Below are 18,777 nucleotides of genomic sequence, written 5' to 3' on the forward strand. Positions count from 1 at the left end.
CGGTACTAATAGGCCGATAACTTACACCACACACCATTGGTGAACGGATTCAAAAGACGTTCACACCCACAATGGTACGAAGATAACAAGACTGCCCGCGTCCACTATGTGGTTCCCAACCAACAAACCCGTTGCTTGAGAACCAACAACAAAATAACAACACCACACCCTGCGCCMSCCCTCGAAASAGAGRMAACGGCACAGGAAGTTGTAACCACMRGWTTTCCCAACCCCCSCAGGGGGTTCGGGTACAAGGGTTACGGCGGTCATAGCGTGGGGGAAACGCCCGGTCCCATTCCGAACCCGGAAGCTAAGACCCACAGCGCCGATGGTACTGCACCCGGGAGGGTGTGGGAGAGTAGGTCACCGCCGGACAACCATTTACGGCCAAGGCCCCGACAACAAACGTCGGGGCCTTCGCTCTTTAACCCCAAATATCCCCCCGGAGTCGACGGGCCCTGCCAGCACGGCCCCGCCACGGCCCCGCCACGGCCCGGCCGACTCAACGGCAGGGGTTTTGCACCGGCCGAGATTTATAGGCACGCTCTCTCACTTCCTGCACCGAAACCCGGGACCCTCCCGCACTCCTTGCGCCTTCTCCGGCTACGCTCTCGCAGTTCCTGCACGAAAACCCGGCACGCTCTCTCACTTCCTGCACCCTCTTCGGGCAACGCTCTCGCAGTTCCTGCACGAAAACCCGGCACGCCCTATCACTTCCTGCAGCTTCCTGGGCAACGCTCTCTCACCCCACCAAGGTCGGCCCGGGCACCCAGGCCAACACGCCGCCGTCGAACCCGACAGAGTGAGGGAGCGTCGGTGACTTTCCCCCAGGAAGTGAGGGAGCGTCCGTAATTCTCCCGCAGGAAGTGAGAGAGCGTCGGTGACTTTCCCGCGGGAAGTGAGAGAGCGTCGGTGACTTTCCCGCAGGAAGTGAGAGAGCGTCGGTGGCTAGACGATGAACCGTCTCTCACTTCCTGCGCTGACGCCGTTGGGGTGCACCAGGAACCTGGTTGTGAGCATTCCCACGAAGCTCCTTCTGGCGGCTTTCCCGTTAGTCGTCCCGCGGGCTCTCGCCTAGAATTGCATGAGGTATGCGAGCTTCGAGGTGCTTTACCTCGGGTTGCGCACGGACAAGAAAACAAGGATAAGAGCGGCTGCGCATTGCGCCAGTGGTCGGCTCACTACAGGAGGAATCCACCATGGCTGAGCACAACGGCGGCAATCGCGGCGGACAAGACCGCCGACACTCCGGAGGTGACCGCGGCTCCAACGGCGGATCATTCCGTGGCACCAACAACTCCGGTGGGGATCCGCGCGGATTCCGCGCCCAGGACGGGCGGGGCTCAGATGGCCCCCGCCGTCCCGACGGCGATCGTGACCGTAAGCCGTTCGGGGATCGTCCGCGCCGTGAAGGTGAGGGTGAGCGTAAGCCGTTTGGTGATCGCGATCGCAAGGCGTTCGGGGATCGTCCGCGCCGTGAAGGTGAGGGTGAGCGTAAGCCGTTTGGCGACCGTGACCGTAAGCCGTTTGGCGACCGCGACCGTAAGCCGTTCGGGGATCGTCCGCGCCGTGAGGGTGAGGGTGAGCGTAAGCCGTTTGGCGACCGCGACCGTAAGCCGTTCGGGGATCGTCCGCGCCGTGAGGGCGAGGGTGAGCGTAAGCCGTTTGGCGACCGCGACCGTAAGCCGTTCGGGGATCGTCCGCGCCGTGAGGGCGAGGGTGACCGTAAGCCGTTTGGCGACCGCGACCGTAAGCCGTTCGGGGATCGTCCGCGCCGTGAGGGCGAGGGTGACCGTAAGCCGTTTGGCGACCGCGACCGTAAGCCGTACGGGGATCGTCCGCGCCGTGAAGGCGAAGGCGACCGCCGCAGTTTCGGTGCCGGTGAGCGTAAGCCGTTCGGTGACCGTCCGCGCCGTGAAGGCGAAGGCGACCGCCGCAGCTTTGGCGGCGGGGACAACCGCAAGCCGTTCGGCGACAGGCAGGACAGGGCACCGCGCAGCTTTGACCGGGGCGACTCCGGCCCGCGCCAGTTCGGCCGCGACAGGGACGAAGACCGCCCGGTCCGTGTCCCCAACGCCCGGGACCTGCGCAGCGCCAACCGCCCGGACCGTGAGCGTTCTCCCGAGATCGACGAGGATGTCACGGGCAAGGAGCTGGACCGCGCCACGCAGCATCAGATCAAGACCCTTGAAGCCAAGAGCGCTGAATGGGTGGCCCGCCACCTTGTGATGGCCGGTCGCCTCATCGACGAAGAGCCCGAGCTTGCCTTCCAGCACGCCCTGGCCGCCAGCCGGCGCGGGGGGCGCCTCGCGGCTGTCCGCGAAGCCGTGGGCCTGACGGCCTATGCCGCCGGACACTACGGCGAGGCTCTGCGTGAGTTCCGGACCTACCGCAGGATCAGCGGCTCCAACGTGCACCTGCCCGTCATGGCTGACTGCGAACGTGGCCTTGGACGGCCCGACCGTGCGCTGGACGTTGTCCGCTCGGAGGAAGCCCAGGACCTGGACGCTCCGGGCAAGGTGGAGTTGGCAATAGTTGCGTCCGGTGCCCGCTCGGACCTCGGACAGCTTGATGCTGCCGTCGCCGAGCTGGAGATCGCGCAACTGGACATCAACCGTGCCTTCTCCTACAGCCCGCGGCTGTTCCGGGCCTATGCAGATGCCCTGGGCGCCGCCGGACGTGGAGCCGAGGCCGGGAAGTGGCAACGCCAGGCCACGGTCGCCGAGGATGCCCTGGGCACGGGAATATCCGAGGAACCAGACATCATCGACCTCGGCTGGGACGAGGAAGAGGAAGCACGCGAGGAAGCCGAACGCCGGCGACTGATAGCCCAGGCGGCCGCAGACGCGGCTCCCGAGCAGGCACGCCCTTCTTCCGCGCAGCAGGCTGCCGAGGTCAGTGCGGAGGACGGTGCCGCAGGCCCCGCGGCAGATCAGTCGTCAGCAATTGACAACCTGGACGACGCCGGTTCCGACTACTTTGAGTCCGATGACGCCGAGTCCGACGCCGATTCCGCTGAGACGGACGACGCCGAGGAAATGGAGTCAGAGAACGCCGGTGACGCCCACGCCGGTGACGCCCAGACCGGTGACATCCAGCCTGAAGTATACGAATCGGACCACGAGGACCGCAGGCCCGAAGGTTCGGAGGACTAGGCACGAATGGATGACACACACCTGATTTCGCGGTTCGACGCACTGCTCTCCGATCTGGACGGTGTGGTCTATGCAGGCCCCCATGCCATCCCGGGAGCGGTGGAATCGCTGCGGCGACTGGATGGCGTCGGCGTCGGCCTTGGTTACGTGACCAACAACGCCTCCCGGACTCCGGCGCAGGTCGCTGCCCATCTGCGTGAACTCGGCGCCCCCGCCGAAGACCACCAGGTGGTGAGTTCCTCGCAGGCTGCAGCTGAGCTGCTGGCATCATTGCTTCCGGCCGGATCCGCCATCCTGATCACCGGCAGCCCGGCCCTTGCCCACGAAATCGAGCTCGTGGGCCTCAAGCCCGTGCATAGCGCCGAGGGCAACCCTGTGGCCGTGGTGCAAGGCTTCAATCCGGAAATCGGCTGGAAGGACCTGGCGGAAGCTGCGTACGTCGTGGCCGGCGGGGCATTGTGGGTGGCCACCAACACGGACATGTCCATTCCCCAGGCCCGCGGAATGGCGCCCGGTAACGGCACCCTCGTTGCCGCCGTCACGGCGGCAACGCGCCAGACGCCGCGTGTCGCAGGCAAACCCGAAGCTCCGCTGTTCCACGCTGCGGCCAAGCGCCTCGGGGCGGAGCGGCCGCTCGTGGTGGGCGACCGGCTGGATACCGACATCCTGGGCGGCAACAGAGCCGGCTTCGCCACCGTGGCCGTCCTGACCGGCGTCGACACCCGGGAGTCGATCCTGGCGGCGCGCACGGACGAACGGCCCGCCTTCGTCATCCAGGACCTGACCGGGCTGTACCAGCCGTATCCCGCGGTGGAGAATGACGGCGGTGCGTTCCGCTGCGGTGATTCGACTGCCTCAGTAGACGGAGAGAGTGTACGGATCAGCGGCAACAAGGAAAGCCTCGATTCGTGGCGTGCAGCCTGTGCCGCCTGGTGGGAGGCGCACCCGAACGCTGCAGAGGCCACAGCTCCCGTGCTTGAATGGCTCGGTCAATAGACTGGTGCCATGACAGAGCTGAATCCTGACTCGCACGTCGAGGCTGCCTCGTTGGTGTCCTGGCCTGAACCGCCGCCCGCCGATTCTGGTGCGGGTGGATCCGAGGGCATCTCTGTTGGCGACGGCACGGTCCACGAGATCCTGGACCAGGTGCGGGAAATCCCCGGATTGCCCGTTTCCCAGCATCCTGCCGCCTACACAGCCATACACGACGCCTTGCTCGAAGCGCTGAACGAGAACACTCCTAGCGGGGCCGGCGCCGCCTGACATGATCAGACTCGACCAGATGCTCGTCAGCCGCGGCCTTGCGCGGTCGCGCACGCATGCGGCGCGGCTCATCGCCGAGGGCAAAGTGTCTTCTGCCGGCGACGTGCTGGCGAAGGCGTCGCTCCAAGTGCCGGACGACCGTGAGCTCACGGTGGCTGAAGATGCCACCGACACCTATGTCAGCCGGGCTGGCCACAAGCTGGCCGGCGCGCTGGACGCGTTTCCCGACGTCGTTGTCGGCGGCAAAAGGTGCCTTGACGCCGGTGCCTCCACGGGCGGCTTTACCGACGTCCTGCTGCGGCGGGGCGCCGCGCAGGTGGTGGCGGTCGACGTCGGGCACGGCCAGTTGGTGCCTCAGCTCCGCAGCGATCCGCGGGTGAGCGTCTATGAGGGACTGAACGTCCGCTATATGGACCCGGACCACATCGGCGGCACCGTTGAACTGACGGTGGCGGACCTGTCCTTCATTTCGCTGACACTGGTCCTGGCGCCGCTGGCGGCGTGCACCGGCCCGGGCGGTGACCTGGTGCTCATGGTCAAGCCTCAGTTCGAGATCGGCAAGGACCGGCTGGGACGCACCGGCGTGGTCACCTCAGAGCGCGAACGCCGGATGGCTGTCGGTAAAGTGGCGAGTGCTGCCATCGACGCAGGCCTGGAACTGCGCGGACTGGCCACGAGTCCGCTGCCCGGGCAGGACGGAAATGTCGAATACTTCCTGTGGATAAAACGAAGAATTGCCGAAGACTTGCCTAAGATCGAAGAGCGGGACGCAGCAGTTGCTGCGTTGCTCGGAAATATCTGGCCGAACCACTAGAGAGCGGAACCGATGAGCAGGCGTGTACTGGTACTTGCCCATACCGGCCGCGAAGAGTCCCTGAAGGCTGCCTGGGAAGCGTGCGCCCAGCTGCACGCTTCCGGCATTATCCCGGTGATGCAAAAGTCAGAACTGGGCGACATGGAGGGTTTCTTCGGGCGGCTGGAGCAGCCTGTCGAGGTCCTGCACGACCACGTCCAACTGCCCGACGTCGAGCTCGTCATGGTGCTCGGCGGTGACGGCACCATCCTTCGCGCCGCGGAACTGGTCCGCGAAGTGGACGTTCCCCTGCTCGGAGTGAACCTGGGCCACGTCGGCTTCCTGGCCGAAAGCGAGAGGGCGGACCTCACGCAGACCGTTGAATGGATCGCCAGCCGCGATTACACGGTGGAGGAGCGGATGACCATCGACGTCCAGGTCTGGGTGCGCGGTCAGAAAATCTGGCACACGTGGGCCCTCAACGAGGCGGCCATCGAAAAAGGAAACCGGGAACGGATGCTCGAGGTGGTCACCGAAGTGGATGAGCGTCCGCTGACGTCCTTTGGCTGCGACGGCGTGGTACTCGCTACGCCCACGGGGTCCACGGCCTACGCCTTTTCTGCCGGCGGCCCGGTCGTGTGGCCTGAAGTCGAAGCCCTGGTGATCGTCCCAATCAGCGCCCATGCACTGTTCGCCAAGCCACTGGTGGTCTCGCCCCGGTCACGGCTGGCGGTGGAGGTCCTGAACCGGACGGACGCCCAGGGCGTGCTGTGGTGCGACGGCCGCCGCTCGGTTGACCTTCCGCCCGGCGCCCGTGTTGAGGTCACCAAGTCAGCCACTCCCGTCCGCTTGGCGCGCACCCACCAGACGCCGTTTTCGGGGCGGCTCGTCCGCAAGTTCCAACTGCCGATTCACGGCTGGCGCGGCCCCGTGCCGCAGTCCGAGGAGGTGCACACCGGCCCGGTGCCGATCGTGCGCACGCCCCGGCCCATGGCGCCGCTGTCCGCGCCAAGCCTTGACGGCCTGCCTCGGGCTGCGCAGCCTTTCGCCGGGCCAGATGAAGATTCCGATCCTCCGACGGGGAAGTGATCCATGCTTGAAGAACTGAGAATCCGCGACCTGGGCGTCATCACGGACGCCACGCTGCCGCTGGGCCCCGGACTGAGCGTTGTCACCGGCGAGACCGGCGCCGGCAAGACCATGGTGGTTACCGCCGTCGGGCTGTTGCTCGGTGCCCGGTCCGACGCCGGTGCCGTCCGCAGCGGCGCCAAGAGCGCCTCCGCGGAAGCCGTGGTCAGGCTCGACACCGGGCATTTTGCCTTGGAACGCGCCCGTGACGCCGGCGCGGAGATCGAGGAGTTCGACGGCGGGGCGGAACTGCTGCTGTCACGGCGCCTGGGGGCGGACGGACGCAGCCGTGCGTTCCTTGGCGGTCGGGCTGCCCCCGTGGGCGTGCTCGCCGAAATCGGCGAATCGCTTGTGGTGGTGCACGGCCAGTCGGACCAGATCAGGCTGAAGAGTGCGACCGCCCAGCGAGAGGCACTGGACAAGTTCGCGGGCGAAAACCTGGCCGCAACCCTAAGCGGCTTCCAGGAACTCTACGGCTCCTGGAAGTCCAGCCAGGCCGAGCTGGAAACGCTCCGCAGCGCAGCGCGGGACCGGCTCCGCGAGGCCGAGTCGCTCGAGATTTCGCTGGCGGAAATCGACGCCGTTGACCCCCAGCCGGGCGAAGACGACACCCTCAAGGCCGAGGCCGTGAAGCTGGCCAACGTCGAGGAACTCCGCATCGCGGCCACCACCGCACACCAGGCACTCATCGCCGAGGACTTCGGCGACACCGGCGACGCCACGACCCTCGTGGATGCGGCAAAGCGGACGCTGGAGAACGTATCGGAGCATGACGAAGAGCTTGGCGCGGCCGCCGCGCGCCTCGCGGAGGTGGGCTTCCTGCTCAACGACATTGCCACGGAGCTTGCCAGCTATCAGGCCGGCCTGGATTCGGAAGGCCCGGAGCGGCTGGCCGAGATCGAAGACCGCCGTGCCGCACTGGCAAAACTTGTCCGCAAGTACGCGCCGAGCATCGATGAAGTCCTCGTCTGGGCGGAAAACGCCCGCGTCCGCTTCGATGAACTGCAGGACGACTCCACCCGGATCGAGGCCCTTGACGCCGAAGTGGCACGGGCGGAGGCGGAACTCACAAAACGGGCCGCTGCGATCAGCAAAATCCGGGCCAAGGCGGCCAAGGAGCTCTCGGCCAGGGTCAGCGCTGAGCTGAAGGCCCTCGCCATGGCGGATGCCACCCTGATCATCAACCTCGAGGCCGCCGGCCAGTTGGGCCCCTACGGCGCGGACGAGATCTCCTTCCTGCTGCGGCCGCACTCGGGGGCTCCCGCGCGGCCGCTGGGCAAGGGCGCCTCCGGCGGTGAGCTTTCCCGGGTCATGCTCGCCATCGAGGTGGTGCTGGCAGCCGTTGATCCTGTCCCCACCTTCGTGTTCGACGAAGTGGATGCGGGTGTGGGTGGCCGCGCCGCCGTCGAAATCGGGCGCCGGCTGGCCATGCTGGCCCGCCACGTCCAGGTGCTCGTGGTCACCCACCTGCCGCAGGTGGCCGCCTTCGCGGACCAGCACATCCGGGTCACCAAGACCTCCGTGCGGGGCTCCGACGGCGGCACCGCCACCGGGTTCACCTCCAGTGACGTCCAACTGCTGGACGAGCCCGAGCGGGTCAGGGAACTGGCACGGATGCTCGCCGGCCAGGAGGACTCCGAAACCGCCCAGGCGCATGCGCAGGAGCTGCTGGACGATGCCAAGCTGCTGCCCCAACGGGCCTGAGCCGCAGGTGCCCTTGCCCGGAAGGCCCTTGCCCACACTGCCCTTGCCCCCAGCGCCCGGACACGGAAGACTGAGGCATTTGGGGACGCGTTACCCGATCCGTGGAAGGCTCAATTGATGATAGGCTCGAATTCCGTGGTGCAGCGATCAAATTCCCGTGTAAATTCCCGGTTCCCGGGCTCGTCCAAGACGACCAAACACATCTTCGTCACCGGTGGTGTGGCGTCCTCGCTAGGCAAGGGACTGACGGCTTCAAGCCTCGGCCACCTGCTGCGGGCACGCGGTTTGTCTGTAACTATGCAGAAGCTCGATCCCTATCTGAACGTGGATCCGGGCACGATGAACCCCTTCCAGCACGGCGAGGTCTTCGTCACTGATGACGGTGCGGAAACGGACCTCGACGTCGGCCACTACGAGCGCTTCCTCGATGAAAACCTCGAAGGCTCGGCCAACGTCACCACCGGCCAGGTGTACTCCACGGTCATCGCCAAGGAACGCCGCGGCGAGTACCTGGGTGACACCGTCCAGGTCATCCCTCACATCACCGATGAAATCAAGCGCCGGATGCGCCTGCCGGCCGAGGGCAAGAACGCCCCCGACGTCATCATCACCGAGATCGGCGGCACGGTAGGCGACATCGAGTCGCAGCCTTTCCTTGAGTCCGCCCGCCAGGTCCGCCAGGACATCGGCCGCGGAAATGTCTTTTTCCTCCACGTTTCCCTCGTGCCGTACATCGGCCCGTCACAGGAACTGAAGACCAAGCCAACGCAGCACTCCGTTGCGGCCCTGCGCTCCATCGGTATTCAGCCGGAGGCGATCGTGATCCGTTCGGACCGCGAAGTCCCGCAGCCGATGCGCGACAAGATCGGCCGCATGTGCGACGTCGACATCGACGCCGTCATCGGCTGCCCGGATGCCCCGAGCATCTACGACATCCCCAAGACGCTGCACTCGCAGGGACTGGACTCCTACATCGTCCGCGCCCTGGACCTGCCCTTCAAGGACGTTGACTGGACCAGCTGGGACAAGCTGCTGGAAGCCGTCCACAACCCCAAGCACGAGGTTGAAATTGCCCTCGTGGGCAAGTACATCGACCTGCCGGATGCCTACCTCTCCGTCACGGAGGCCCTGCGCGCCGGCGGCTTCGCCAATGACGCCAAGGTCAAGATCCGCTGGGTCCCGTCCGACGAATGCGAAACCCACGAAGGCGCCGTCAGGTCGCTGGACGGCGTGGACGCCATCTGCGTTCCCGGCGGCTTCGGCATCCGCGGCCTCGAGGGCAAGCTGGGCGCCCTGAAGTTCGCCCGGGAAACCCGTCTTCCGGTACTGGGCCTGTGCCTCGGCCTGCAGTGCATGGTCATCGAGTACGCCCGCAATGTGGTTGGCCTCGAAGGTGCTTCTTCGAGCGAATTCGAGCCGGACTCCAAGTACCCGGTGATCGCCACGATGGAAGAGCAGCTGGACATCGTCGAAGGCAAGGGAGACCTTGGCGGCACCATGCGCCTGGGCCTGTACGAAGCCAAGCTGGACGAAGGTTCGGTCATCGCGGAAACGTACGGCACCACCACCGTCAGCGAACGCCACCGCCACCGCTACGAGGTCAACAACAAGTACCGCGAGCAGATCGCCGCCCAGGGCCTCGTGTTCTCCGGAACATCCCCGGACGGGAAGCTCGTCGAGTACGTGGAACTGCCCCGCGAAGTACACCCGTACTACGTCGCCACGCAGGCCCACCCCGAACTGAGCTCGCGCCCCACCCGGCCGCACCCGCTCTTCGCCGGACTGGTCAAGGCTGCGCTGGAACACCAGAGCGGCAGCGCCGACAACGGCGCCCTGGCCTCTGCAGCTCGGATCTCCGAGACCCCTGCGGGCGTGACGGGGACGGACGTGACGGGGACGAAAGCAACGGGGACGGAAGCAACAGCCCGCAAAGTAACCGCAAAGTAGACCAGAGCACCAACGACGGAGGACGGCGCGATGCCCGGTAATTCTGGAAACACTCCTGCTGCACGGCAGGTTTCGGATGCGCCGAGCCCGCGCCGTCTGCTGTCCACCGAGAAGGTCTACGAGGGCCGGATCTGGGACGTCGTCAGCGACAGCTTCAAGCTCACCGACGAGGGCGACCCCCTGGTCCGCGATTACATCGACCATCCCGGGGCAGTGGCCGTGCTTCCCATGAATGACGCCGGCGAGGTGCTGCTGATCAAGCAGTACCGGCACCCGGTGGGAATGGACCTCTGGGAGATCCCGGCAGGCCTGCTGGACGTGGAGGGTGAGGACTTCGTGGTGGGAGCCGCCCGGGAGCTCGCCGAAGAGGCGGACCTCGTGGCCAGCACCTGGAACGTCCTGGTGGATTTCTTCAACTCACCCGGATCCTCCAGCGAGGCGATCCGCATCTACCTCGCCCGCGGGCTCACCGAAGTGCCGGACCACGAACTTCACGTGCGCACGGACGAAGAGGCAGAAATCGAACTGCACTGGATTCCGCTCGAGGAAGCGGTGGCAGCGGTGCTGGAAGGGCGCCTGCACAACCCGTCCGCCGTCGTCGGAATCCTTGCCGCCGCAACAGCGAAGGCAGACGGCTTCGGCGATCTGCGACCGGCCAACGCGCCCTGGCCGGCCCATCCCAGCCAGCGCTGATGACGGCAGTCACGGCAGCAGCTGAGGCTTCGCCGGCCCCGGGCCGCCCGAGCCAGGATCGTCCGCGGACGGCGATCGACCGCGCCGTGACCGACTACCTCCAGCACATGGGTGTGGAGCGCGGCCTCGCTGCCAACACCCTGTCCGCCTACCGCCGCGATCTTGCCCGCTACTCCAACTTCTTGGCCGCAGAAGGCATTAACCGCCCCGGCGACGTCACTCGCCACCATGTGACGGGCTTCGCGCAGGCATTGTCTGACGGTTCCGACGGCGGGACGCCCCTGGGCGTACGCTCGGCGGCCCGCACCGTGGTCGCCGTCCGGGGACTGCACAAGTTCTGGGCGCTGGAAGGAACGACGACGGCGGATCCGGCCAGCGACGTCCACCCGCCAATGCCCGGGAAGAGGCTGCCCAAGGCCATCACCGTGGATGAAGTCACCAGGATTCTTGAAGCCGCCGGGACCGACACCGCCACCGGGCTGCGGGACCGGGCACTGCTTGAATTCCTCTATTCCACCGGTGCCCGCATCAGCGAGGCCGTGGGACTGGATGTGGACGACGTCTCGCTGCAGCCTGCCGAGGCCGGACCGGCGATCGTGCGGCTGTTCGGCAAGGGTTCCAAGGAGCGCCTGGTTCCGCTCGGATCGTATGGGGCCAGGGCACTCGACGCCTACCTTGTCCGGGGCCGCCCCCTGCTGGCAGCGAAGGGCAAGGGCACGCCGGCGCTCTTCCTCAACGCCAGGGGTGGGCGCATCAGCAGGCAGAGCGCCTGGACCATCCTGAAGGCTGCCGCGGAGAAGGCGAACATCACCAAGGACGTATCGCCGCACACCCTTCGCCACTCGTTCGCCACGCATCTGCTCGAAGGCGGAGCGGATGTCAGGGTGGTCCAGGAACTTCTGGGCCACGCGTCCGTGACCACCACACAGGTGTACACCCTCGTGACGGCAGACACGCTCCGCGAAATCTATGCCGCGGCCCACCCGAGGGCTTTGGGCTAGGCGTAGGGCCGCACGCAGAATCCCGACGTGACGCCCGGGACCGGAGCGGGCGAGGGCTACTGTTTATCCATGACGTCGACACCCGTAACCCTCTGTTTCATGCTTCGCGACGGTGCGGCGGGCCCGGAGGTCCTGCTGGGGCTTAAGAAGACCGGGTTCGGCTTAGGGAAGATCGTGGGCCTGGGCGGCCATGTGGAGGAGGGCGAGACCGACGCGCAGGCGGCCTGCCGTGAGGTCCACGAGGAAGCCGGAGTGGTGGTCCTGGAGGAAGACCTTCGCGACGCCGGGCTGATCGAATTCGTCTTTCCCGCCCGGCCGGAATGGAACATGTCCACCCGCTTGTTTACCGCGCGCCGATGGATCGGCGACCCCGTGGAGAGTGAAGAAATTATTCCGGAATGGTTTCTTGTCTCCGCGCTTCCCCTGGAGCGCATGTGGCAGGACGCCGAGCACTGGCTCCCCGCCGCGCTGGGTGGCGAAGCGGTGGCTGCGGTCATCACCCTGAACGATGACAACCAGACCGTGGCCTCCGCTGAATATTCTTCGCGGGGTGTGTAACAGCCGGCCCCGGAGCGGAAACAATATGGTTAGCCTGCCAAGCAGGACACTACTTCATTCGTTTTGGGGGATGCGTGGAATCGGAACGCGAACTGGCGTTCGTCGCCGTTCACAGGGAAAGTTATCCGCGGGTTTACAGATTCGTCCGGCGGCGCGTGGAGTCGGCAGAGCTTGCTGAAGAGCTCGCAGCAGACGTCTTCCGTGTTGTCTGGCAGAAATGGGGTGACGAGCCCCGGACAGACATCGCGTGGCTGTTGACGGTGGCGCGGAATCTGATTGGAAACGCGTACCGCAGCCGAGACAGGCTGCTGGCGCTGCAGGAGAAGCTCCGGGCAGCGGCGGAGCTGCGCTCCGGCGGGGAGTCCGGGGACCTCGTGGTCCACGACGCGATGGCCGCCCTGCGTGAGAGCGAGCGCGACATCCTCCAACTGGCTTACTGGGACGAGCTGGGCATGGCGGAGATTGCGGGCGTGCTGCAGTGCAGCGAATCCGCCGCGAGGGTACGTCTGCACCGCGCGCGGGCCGCCTTCCGCAAGCAAATGCCGGTGGCAGCCGGATCGATCACACAGAAGATGGGGGCATGACATGGATCCGATCCAGAATCTGATTTCCGGGACCGACCCGCTCCGTCACGACCCGGCAGAGGTGCCCGACGCTGACGCGGCCCTGCGCAGAGTGCTTGCAGGGGCGCCCATGTTCAGCGACAGCCTGCCCGCCGACGTGGTGAGGTTCGAGGACCGGAAAAGGCGCCGGGCGCGCCTGGCCGGCGTGCTTACATTGACCGCTGCGGCGGTGACGGCCGGCATCCTGGTGGCAATGAACCTCGGGACCCTGACCTCGGCGCCCGCTCCCGCTGGCCCCGTTGCGCCCACCGTGTCTGAAACCGCAGAAGCAGCAACAGTGAAGCCGACGGCAACACGGACCACCCCTGCAACTACGACGGCGACCGCGACGCCTCCGCCGAAGCCGGTCCCGGCGCCGGTTGCTTGGACCACCTTCACGGACGCCACCGGCCAGGCAACCTTCGAACACCCCGCCGGCTGGAGCGTGTCAGAGGCCCCGCACACAATCGACGGGGGTTCCTACAACACAGTCGAAGTGAAGAATGCCGCCGGCAAGACCAAGGCCACCCTGCGGTTGCTCTACGACTCAGCGGGTGGTCCAGCGTGCCCGGACCCGAAGCCATACCAGACCCTCGACTCGGTGGTCGTGGACATCCCGCAGAAAGCCGGGAAGCGCCAGGATTCCGCCCAAGGTCCGTCCGCCTTTGTCTTCCGCGTCATAGAGGGAGACAAGGTTTACGGCTCGCTGGCACTTGCCGACGAGGATCTGGCTCCGCAAACCACCACGTGTGGCTTGTACAACGGTATCCTGGGCCCGGAAAACGTTCCGATCCCGCAGTTTGGCGACACCACCTGGCTCATGGCCGACGGAATAGACGCTCCGCTCACGTTTGATTCCCTTGCCGAGGCTAAGGCCTACATGGGGACGCAGGAGTACCAGGACGTCAAACGCATGCTGATCTCCCTTGCACTGCAGCCAGCCAAAACGGCCATCAGCCCGCGCTTTGTCAGCCAGGACGGGAAGGCCAGCTTCGTTCTGCCGCAGGGCTGGACCGCGAAGGATGTCACTGTCGGAACGCCTGACTACCCGGGCTCGGGAATCCGGGTGACCGATGGGGCGGGCAAGACGGTGGCGGATTTCGTGCACGGTGCAGCCGGCGGCCTGGGCGGCGCCTGCACGGACGGGACGCACAAGATAACTGAGCTTGATACGGCCTCGTCATCTCTGACAGCAGACTGGGCCGCACAGCGGGCAGTCCGGTTCTCCTACCGGGTGATGGACCAGACGTCCGACGGCAAGGGACTCAGCTACCAGGTGGGGCTGGTGGACAAGTCCAGCGGGTCGGTGCAGGACAACTGCCTGATGTACACAGTGGTCACGGGCACACCGCGGGGAATGTTGTCCTTCGCAGACCGGGCCGTCCAAAACGCCTCCGAACCACGGTTTGCCAGCGTGGCAGAGGCCAGGGCCTACATGGAGACACCCGAATACCTGAAACTGAAGGCAATGATCCGGAGCCTGCAGATCACGTCCTGAGGCCTGCTGAAACGACGCCGGGCCGGTCACCCGAAAAGGTGACCGGCCCGGCGTCGTACGCTCGGAAGGCAAATCGAAGCTATGGGACGTGCCGTTCCTCCGGGCCGTTGTAGGCGCTCAGGGGACGGATCAGCGAGTTGGAAGCGGCCTGTTCCATGATGTGGGCAGTCCAGCCGGTGATCCGGCTGGCGACGAACAGCGGCGTGAACATCTCTGTGTCGAAGCCCATGAGGTGGTAGGTGGGGCCGGCCGGGTAGTCCAGGTTCGGCTTGATGCCCTTGGCCTCATCCATCGCGGACTCGAGCCCGTTGTACAGCCCCAGCAGCTCGGGACGGCCATAGTGCGCGATCATCTTGTCCAGGGCAGCCTTCATGGTGGGCACGCGGGAGTCGCCGTGCTTGTAGACGCGGTGCCCGAAGCCCATCACCTTCTTTTTCTGGGCCAGTGCGTCTTCCATCCAGGCCTTGGCCCTGGCTGCGGCCTCCTCCAGGGATTCCTCGGACCTGATGCCGATCTCGTCGAAGGTGTGCATGACGGCTTCGTTGGCGCCGCCGTGCAGCGGACCTTTCAGTGCACCGATCGCGCCGGTCACCGCCGAGTGCAGATCAGCCAGGGTGGATGTAATGACGCGCGCCGTAAACGTGGAGGCGTTGAAGGAGTGCTCGGCGTAGAGAATCATCGAGACGTTGAAGGCTTCGACGACCTCCGCCACGGCGTCCTCACCGAAGGCCATCCACAGGAAGTTGGCGGAGTAGCCAAGGTCCTCGCGGGGTTCCACGAGTTCCTGCCCGCGCCGGCGCCGCTGGTCATAGGCGACGACGGCGGGCATGGCCGCGAACAGGTCCACGGCCTTGGCCATGTTGGCCTCCCGGGAGGAGTCCTCGGCAAGTTCATGGCGCGCGCCCATCACGGAGGCAGCCGTCCGGCAAACATCCATGGGATGCGCCGTGACCGGCAAAGTGTCGACCACCTGCTTCACCACGGGATCCAAGGGGCGGCCGGCGCGCTCCCGGGCCGTGAACGCGGCCAGTTGCCCGGCATCCGGTAGCTCGCCGTTCCAGAGCAGGTACGCGACCTCCTCGAAGCTGCATCTTGCTGCGAGTTCCTGGACCGGATAGCCCCGGTACAGCAGCGAGTTCGTGTCCGAGTTGACCTTGGAGACGGCGGTGTAGTCCACCACGACGCCGGCGAGGCCCTTTTTGATCTCTTCTTCAGCCATGCTGAACTCCTTCGTTCCTTGCGTCTGATTTACCGGCCGTCCGGGGCCGGTGGTCCGGGTGTGGGTTGCGCGTCAGTCGGTTCCGGGGATCCGGAAATTGAAGACGCCGGTGTCAAAGCGGTTGTAGGCCTCGTAGTCCACGAGGTCGTACAGCCGCGCGCGGGTCAGCATGCTTCCTACCTGTGCCTCCTGCGTTCCGTCGGCCCTGATCGATTCCAGCGTACGCTCCGCAGCGCCCATGGCACTACGGAGCAGGGTGACCGGATATATCACCATGTTCACGCCCACACCCTGCAGCTCGTCCACGGTGAACAGCGCGCTTTTCCCGAACTCGGTCATGTTGGCCAGGATCGGCACGTCCACCGCGTCACGGATGGCCTGGAATTCGCTCAGGTCCTTCATCGCTTCCGGGAAGATGGCGTCGGCGCCGGCCTCGACCAGGGCGCGGGCACGGTCCTTGGCAGCCTCCAGCCCGTCCACCGCCCGGATGTCCGTGCGGGCCATTATCAGAAAGTTCTCATCGCGCCGGGCGTCCGCAGCGGCCCTGATGCGCTTGGTGGCCGTATCCAGGTCCACCACGTTCTTGCCGTCCAGGTGGCCGCAACGCTTCGGGTTGAACTGGTCCTCGATGTGGCAGCCGGCCAGGCCGGCGTTCTCCAACTCCTGGACGCTCCGGGCGACGTTCATCGGCTCGCCGAATCCGGTATCGGCATCCACGATGGCCGGCAGGTCCGTCATGCGGGCGATTTGCCCGGCCCGGGTGGCAACCTCAGTGAGGGTGGTCAGCCCGATGTCCGGCAGTCCGAGGTCGTTGGCCAGCACGGCGCCTGAGATGTACACGCCGGCGAAGCCCTTCTCCTCGATCAGCCGGGCGGAAAGGGGATTGAAGGCGCCTGGGAACTGCTGGACGGTCCCTGAAGCCAGCAGTTCACGGAAGCGGATCCGCTTCTGCTCCGGTGTGACCTTGGAGTACAGCATTTAGAACAGCCCTTTCGGAGCGGCGGCGAAGTCGATGACGCCGGGTGCGGCGGTAATGTTCAGCTGGTCAAGCTCGCCGGCGGCCAGCTGCGGAAGCCGGGCGGCAGCCTCGAGGAACCGCTCGATTTCTTCTTCTTCCACGAGGCCCGCGGCGAGGGTGCGGAACTTGTTGATGTACTGCTCGCGGGCGAACGGCCGGGCACCCAAGGGGTGCGCGTCGGCCACGGCGATCTCGTCGGTGATGACGGTGCCGTTGGCCAGCGTGATCTCCACGGAACCGCCGAATGCTTTCTCGTTGATGTCCAGGGAGTGGTAGCGGCGCGTCCACTCCGGATCTTCCACCGTGGTGACCTTCTGCCACAGCTCAACCGTGTCCGGGCGGGTTGCGCGTTCGGGAGCGTAGGAGTCCACGTGGTGCCAGGCGCCGTCCTGCAGGGCAACGGTGAAGATGTAGGGAATGGAGTGGTCCAGCGTTTCGCGGCTGGCAGTGGGGCTGTACTTCTGCGGATCGTTCGCGCCGGAGCCGATCACGTAGTGCGTGTGGTGGCTGGTCTTGATCAGGACCGACTTCACGTTGGCGGGGTCGGTGACCTCGGGGTGTTCGCCGTGGAGTTTCCGGGCGAGGTCTATCCAGGCCTGCGCCTGGTATTCGGCGGAGTGTTCCTTGGTGTAGGTGTCCAGGATGGCCCGCTTGGCCTCGCCGGCTTCGGGCAGCGGGACGCTGTAGGAGGCGTCCGGGCCGTCGAGCATCCACGCGATGACGCCGTCCTCACCTTCGTAAATCGGCACCGGCGACGTCTGGCCGCGCATGGACCTGTCCACGGCTTCAACGGCCATCTTGCCGGCAAACGCGGGGGCGTGGGCCTTCCAGGTGGAGATCTCGCCCTTGCGGGACTGGCGGGTTGCGGTGGTGGTGTGCAGCGCCTGCCCCACTGACTGGAAGATGGTTTCGACGTCGAGCCCCAGCAACGTGCCGATGCCGGCAGCGGCGGACGGGCCGAGATGCGCCACGTGGTCGATCTTGTGCTTGTGCAGGCAGATGGCCTTGACCAGATTGACCTGAACCTCATAGCCGGTCGCAATCCCGCGGATCAGGTCCGCTCCGCTAGAGCCCACGTGCTGCGCCACGGCCAGGATCGGCGGGATGTTGTCGCCGGGGTGGGAGTAATCGGCAGCCAGGAAGGTGTCGTGGTAATCCAGCTCCCGGACAGCCACGCCGTTGGCCCACGCGGCCCATTCGGGGGAAACGCGCTCGCCGATGCCAAAGACCTTCGAGCCCTTGCCGTTGGTCGAGGGGCCATGGGTCAGGGCCTGTGCCCGCGCGGCGATGATCGGGGCGCGGTTCAGCGAGGCAATGGCTACAGAGGCGTTGTCGATGATGCGGTTGATCACCATGTCGGTGACGTCGTCCGTGACAGGAACGGGGTCGGCCGCCACCACGGCGATTTTGTGGGCGAGCTGGTCTTCCCGGGGGAGGTTTTCCTCGCTTTTGTACACGCGGACGTGGTGTTCCTTGACCATGGTGGCTCCTTGTTATTGAGGTGTGTGGGTGGCTTTGACGTGGGAGAGGCTGCGGTGCAGGTGCATGGTGGTGGCGGCCTGGGCAAGCCGCGGGTTGCCGGCTGCTATCGCCTCGGCGATGGCTGCGTGTTCGGCAGCGGCGGCTGTTAGCCGCGCGTGGTCGTCGGCGGCGAGCCGGCGGACCCGGACCAGGTGCACGCGCAGGCTCCGCATGGCCTGCGCCAGGTAGGAGTTGGAAATGGCGGCGTCGATCGCCGAATCGAGACGGCCCACGAGCTCGTAGTACTCGTGGCGGGCCGGATCAATGGTGCTAATGAGTGCGGGCGCTTCGAGAAGCTCGCGCTGCAGCTGCAGGAAAACGGCGGCATCACCTCGCTCTGCCGCCAGAGCGGCGGCCTTGCCTTCGAGCGTTTCGCGGAGCTCGAACAGTTCGTCGATGTCCTCCAGTGAGATGTCGGTGACGACGACGCCGCGGCCGCCGGCCGTCGTCGTGAGCCCTTCCGCGGTGAGGCGGCTCAGCGCTTCCCGCAGCGGTGTCCGCGAGACGCCGAGGCGTTCGGACTGCTCGACTTCAGCGAGGACGGTACCGGGGCGGAGGCGCCATTCGATGATGTCGTCGCGCAGTGCCGCATAGGCTCTGTCGCTGGCGCGCATCTGGCCTCCCTTCGTTGGTAGTTCTCTTGAGTGTATACATAAAACCAGATCGAGCCCAGTAAT

Annotated in this window: 17 protein-coding genes and 1 rRNA gene; 13 read left to right on the top strand and 5 right to left on the bottom strand. The window is 66.0% G+C overall.

Annotated features, from left to right (window positions below):
- Positions 1–258 precede the first annotated feature (258 nt).
- Positions 259–375 (top strand): 5S ribosomal RNA (gene rrf, locus AC1DDG_RS14220).
- Between the two features lie 968 nt (positions 376–1,343).
- On the opposite strand, the gene AC1DDG_RS14225 is transcribed toward rrf, so the two are convergent.
- A complete protein-coding gene (locus AC1DDG_RS14225) occupies positions 1,344–2,174 on the bottom strand; it encodes a hypothetical protein (protein ID WP_476876556.1) in 831 nt (276 codons plus the stop codon).
- 36 nt (positions 2,175–2,210) lie between these two features.
- On the opposite strand from AC1DDG_RS14225, the gene AC1DDG_RS14230 reads away from it, so the two are divergent.
- From AC1DDG_RS14230 to AC1DDG_RS14285, 12 genes are all read left to right on the top strand, one after another.
- A complete protein-coding gene (locus tag AC1DDG_RS14230) occupies positions 2,211–3,155 on the top strand; it encodes a hypothetical protein (protein ID WP_476876557.1) in 945 nt (314 codons plus the stop codon).
- A 6-nt stretch (positions 3,156–3,161) separates the two neighbouring features.
- Positions 3,162–4,151, top strand: a complete 990-nt coding sequence (locus tag AC1DDG_RS14235) for an HAD-IIA family hydrolase (RefSeq protein WP_476876558.1) — start codon at positions 3,162–3,164, stop codon at positions 4,149–4,151.
- Positions 4,152–4,160: 9 nt separating this feature from the next.
- Complete coding sequence (locus tag AC1DDG_RS14240; protein WP_476876559.1) at positions 4,161–4,418, top strand: hypothetical protein; 258 nt, start codon at positions 4,161–4,163, stop codon at positions 4,416–4,418.
- 1 nt (position 4,419) lies between these two features.
- Entirely contained in the window at positions 4,420–5,232 is an 813-nt protein-coding gene (locus AC1DDG_RS14245) for a TlyA family RNA methyltransferase (protein ID WP_476876560.1), read from the top strand.
- A 12-nt stretch (positions 5,233–5,244) separates the two neighbouring features.
- A complete protein-coding gene (locus tag AC1DDG_RS14250; RefSeq protein WP_476876561.1) occupies positions 5,245–6,300 on the top strand; it encodes an NAD kinase in 1,056 nt (351 codons plus the stop codon).
- A gap of 3 nt (positions 6,301–6,303) precedes the next feature.
- Complete coding sequence (gene recN / locus AC1DDG_RS14255) at positions 6,304–8,043, top strand: DNA repair protein RecN (RefSeq protein ID WP_476876562.1); 1,740 nt, start codon at positions 6,304–6,306, stop codon at positions 8,041–8,043.
- A gap of 117 nt (positions 8,044–8,160) precedes the next feature.
- The gene (locus AC1DDG_RS14260; RefSeq protein WP_476876563.1) at positions 8,161–9,990 is read left to right on the top strand and encodes a CTP synthase; all 1,830 of its coding nucleotides are present in this window, start codon (positions 8,161–8,163) and stop codon (positions 9,988–9,990) included.
- 30 nt (positions 9,991–10,020) lie between these two features.
- Positions 10,021–10,683, top strand: coding sequence for an NUDIX domain-containing protein (locus AC1DDG_RS14265; RefSeq protein ID WP_476876564.1), 663 nt, complete (start codon positions 10,021–10,023; stop codon positions 10,681–10,683).
- A complete protein-coding gene (xerD, locus tag AC1DDG_RS14270) occupies positions 10,683–11,684 on the top strand; it encodes a site-specific tyrosine recombinase XerD (RefSeq protein WP_476876565.1) in 1,002 nt (333 codons plus the stop codon). Before AC1DDG_RS14265 ends, xerD begins: the two co-directional genes overlap by 1 nt.
- Before the next feature lie 69 nt (positions 11,685–11,753).
- Positions 11,754–12,242: an 8-oxo-dGTP diphosphatase gene (locus tag AC1DDG_RS14275; RefSeq protein WP_476876566.1), complete on the top strand. Its 489-nt coding sequence runs from the start codon at positions 11,754–11,756 to the stop codon at positions 12,240–12,242.
- A 74-nt stretch (positions 12,243–12,316) separates the two neighbouring features.
- Positions 12,317–12,826: an RNA polymerase sigma factor gene (locus tag AC1DDG_RS14280; RefSeq protein WP_476876567.1), complete on the top strand. Its 510-nt coding sequence runs from the start codon at positions 12,317–12,319 to the stop codon at positions 12,824–12,826.
- A 1-nt stretch (position 12,827) separates the two neighbouring features.
- On the top strand, positions 12,828–14,342 hold the full coding sequence (locus tag AC1DDG_RS14285; protein ID WP_476876568.1) for a hypothetical protein: 1,515 nt from the start codon (positions 12,828–12,830) through the stop codon (positions 14,340–14,342).
- A gap of 79 nt (positions 14,343–14,421) precedes the next feature.
- Here the strand turns inward: AC1DDG_RS14285 and AC1DDG_RS14290 are convergent, their stop codons facing one another.
- The 4 genes from AC1DDG_RS14290 to AC1DDG_RS14305 form a co-directional block, all read right to left on the bottom strand.
- Positions 14,422–15,561, bottom strand: a complete 1,140-nt coding sequence (locus AC1DDG_RS14290; protein WP_476876569.1) for a bifunctional 2-methylcitrate synthase/citrate synthase — start codon at positions 15,559–15,561, stop codon at positions 14,422–14,424.
- A 72-nt stretch (positions 15,562–15,633) separates the two neighbouring features.
- Positions 15,634–16,539, bottom strand: coding sequence for a methylisocitrate lyase (gene prpB, locus AC1DDG_RS14295; protein ID WP_476876570.1), 906 nt, complete (start codon positions 16,537–16,539; stop codon positions 15,634–15,636).
- Positions 16,540–18,060, bottom strand: coding sequence for an MmgE/PrpD family protein (locus tag AC1DDG_RS14300; RefSeq protein WP_476876571.1), 1,521 nt, complete (start codon positions 18,058–18,060; stop codon positions 16,540–16,542).
- A 12-nt stretch (positions 18,061–18,072) separates the two neighbouring features.
- A complete protein-coding gene (locus AC1DDG_RS14305; RefSeq protein ID WP_476876572.1) occupies positions 18,073–18,714 on the bottom strand; it encodes a GntR family transcriptional regulator in 642 nt (213 codons plus the stop codon).
- Positions 18,715–18,777 lie beyond the last annotated feature (63 nt).

The sequence above is a fragment of the Arthrobacter sp. 10L430 genome, assembly GCF_056395245.1.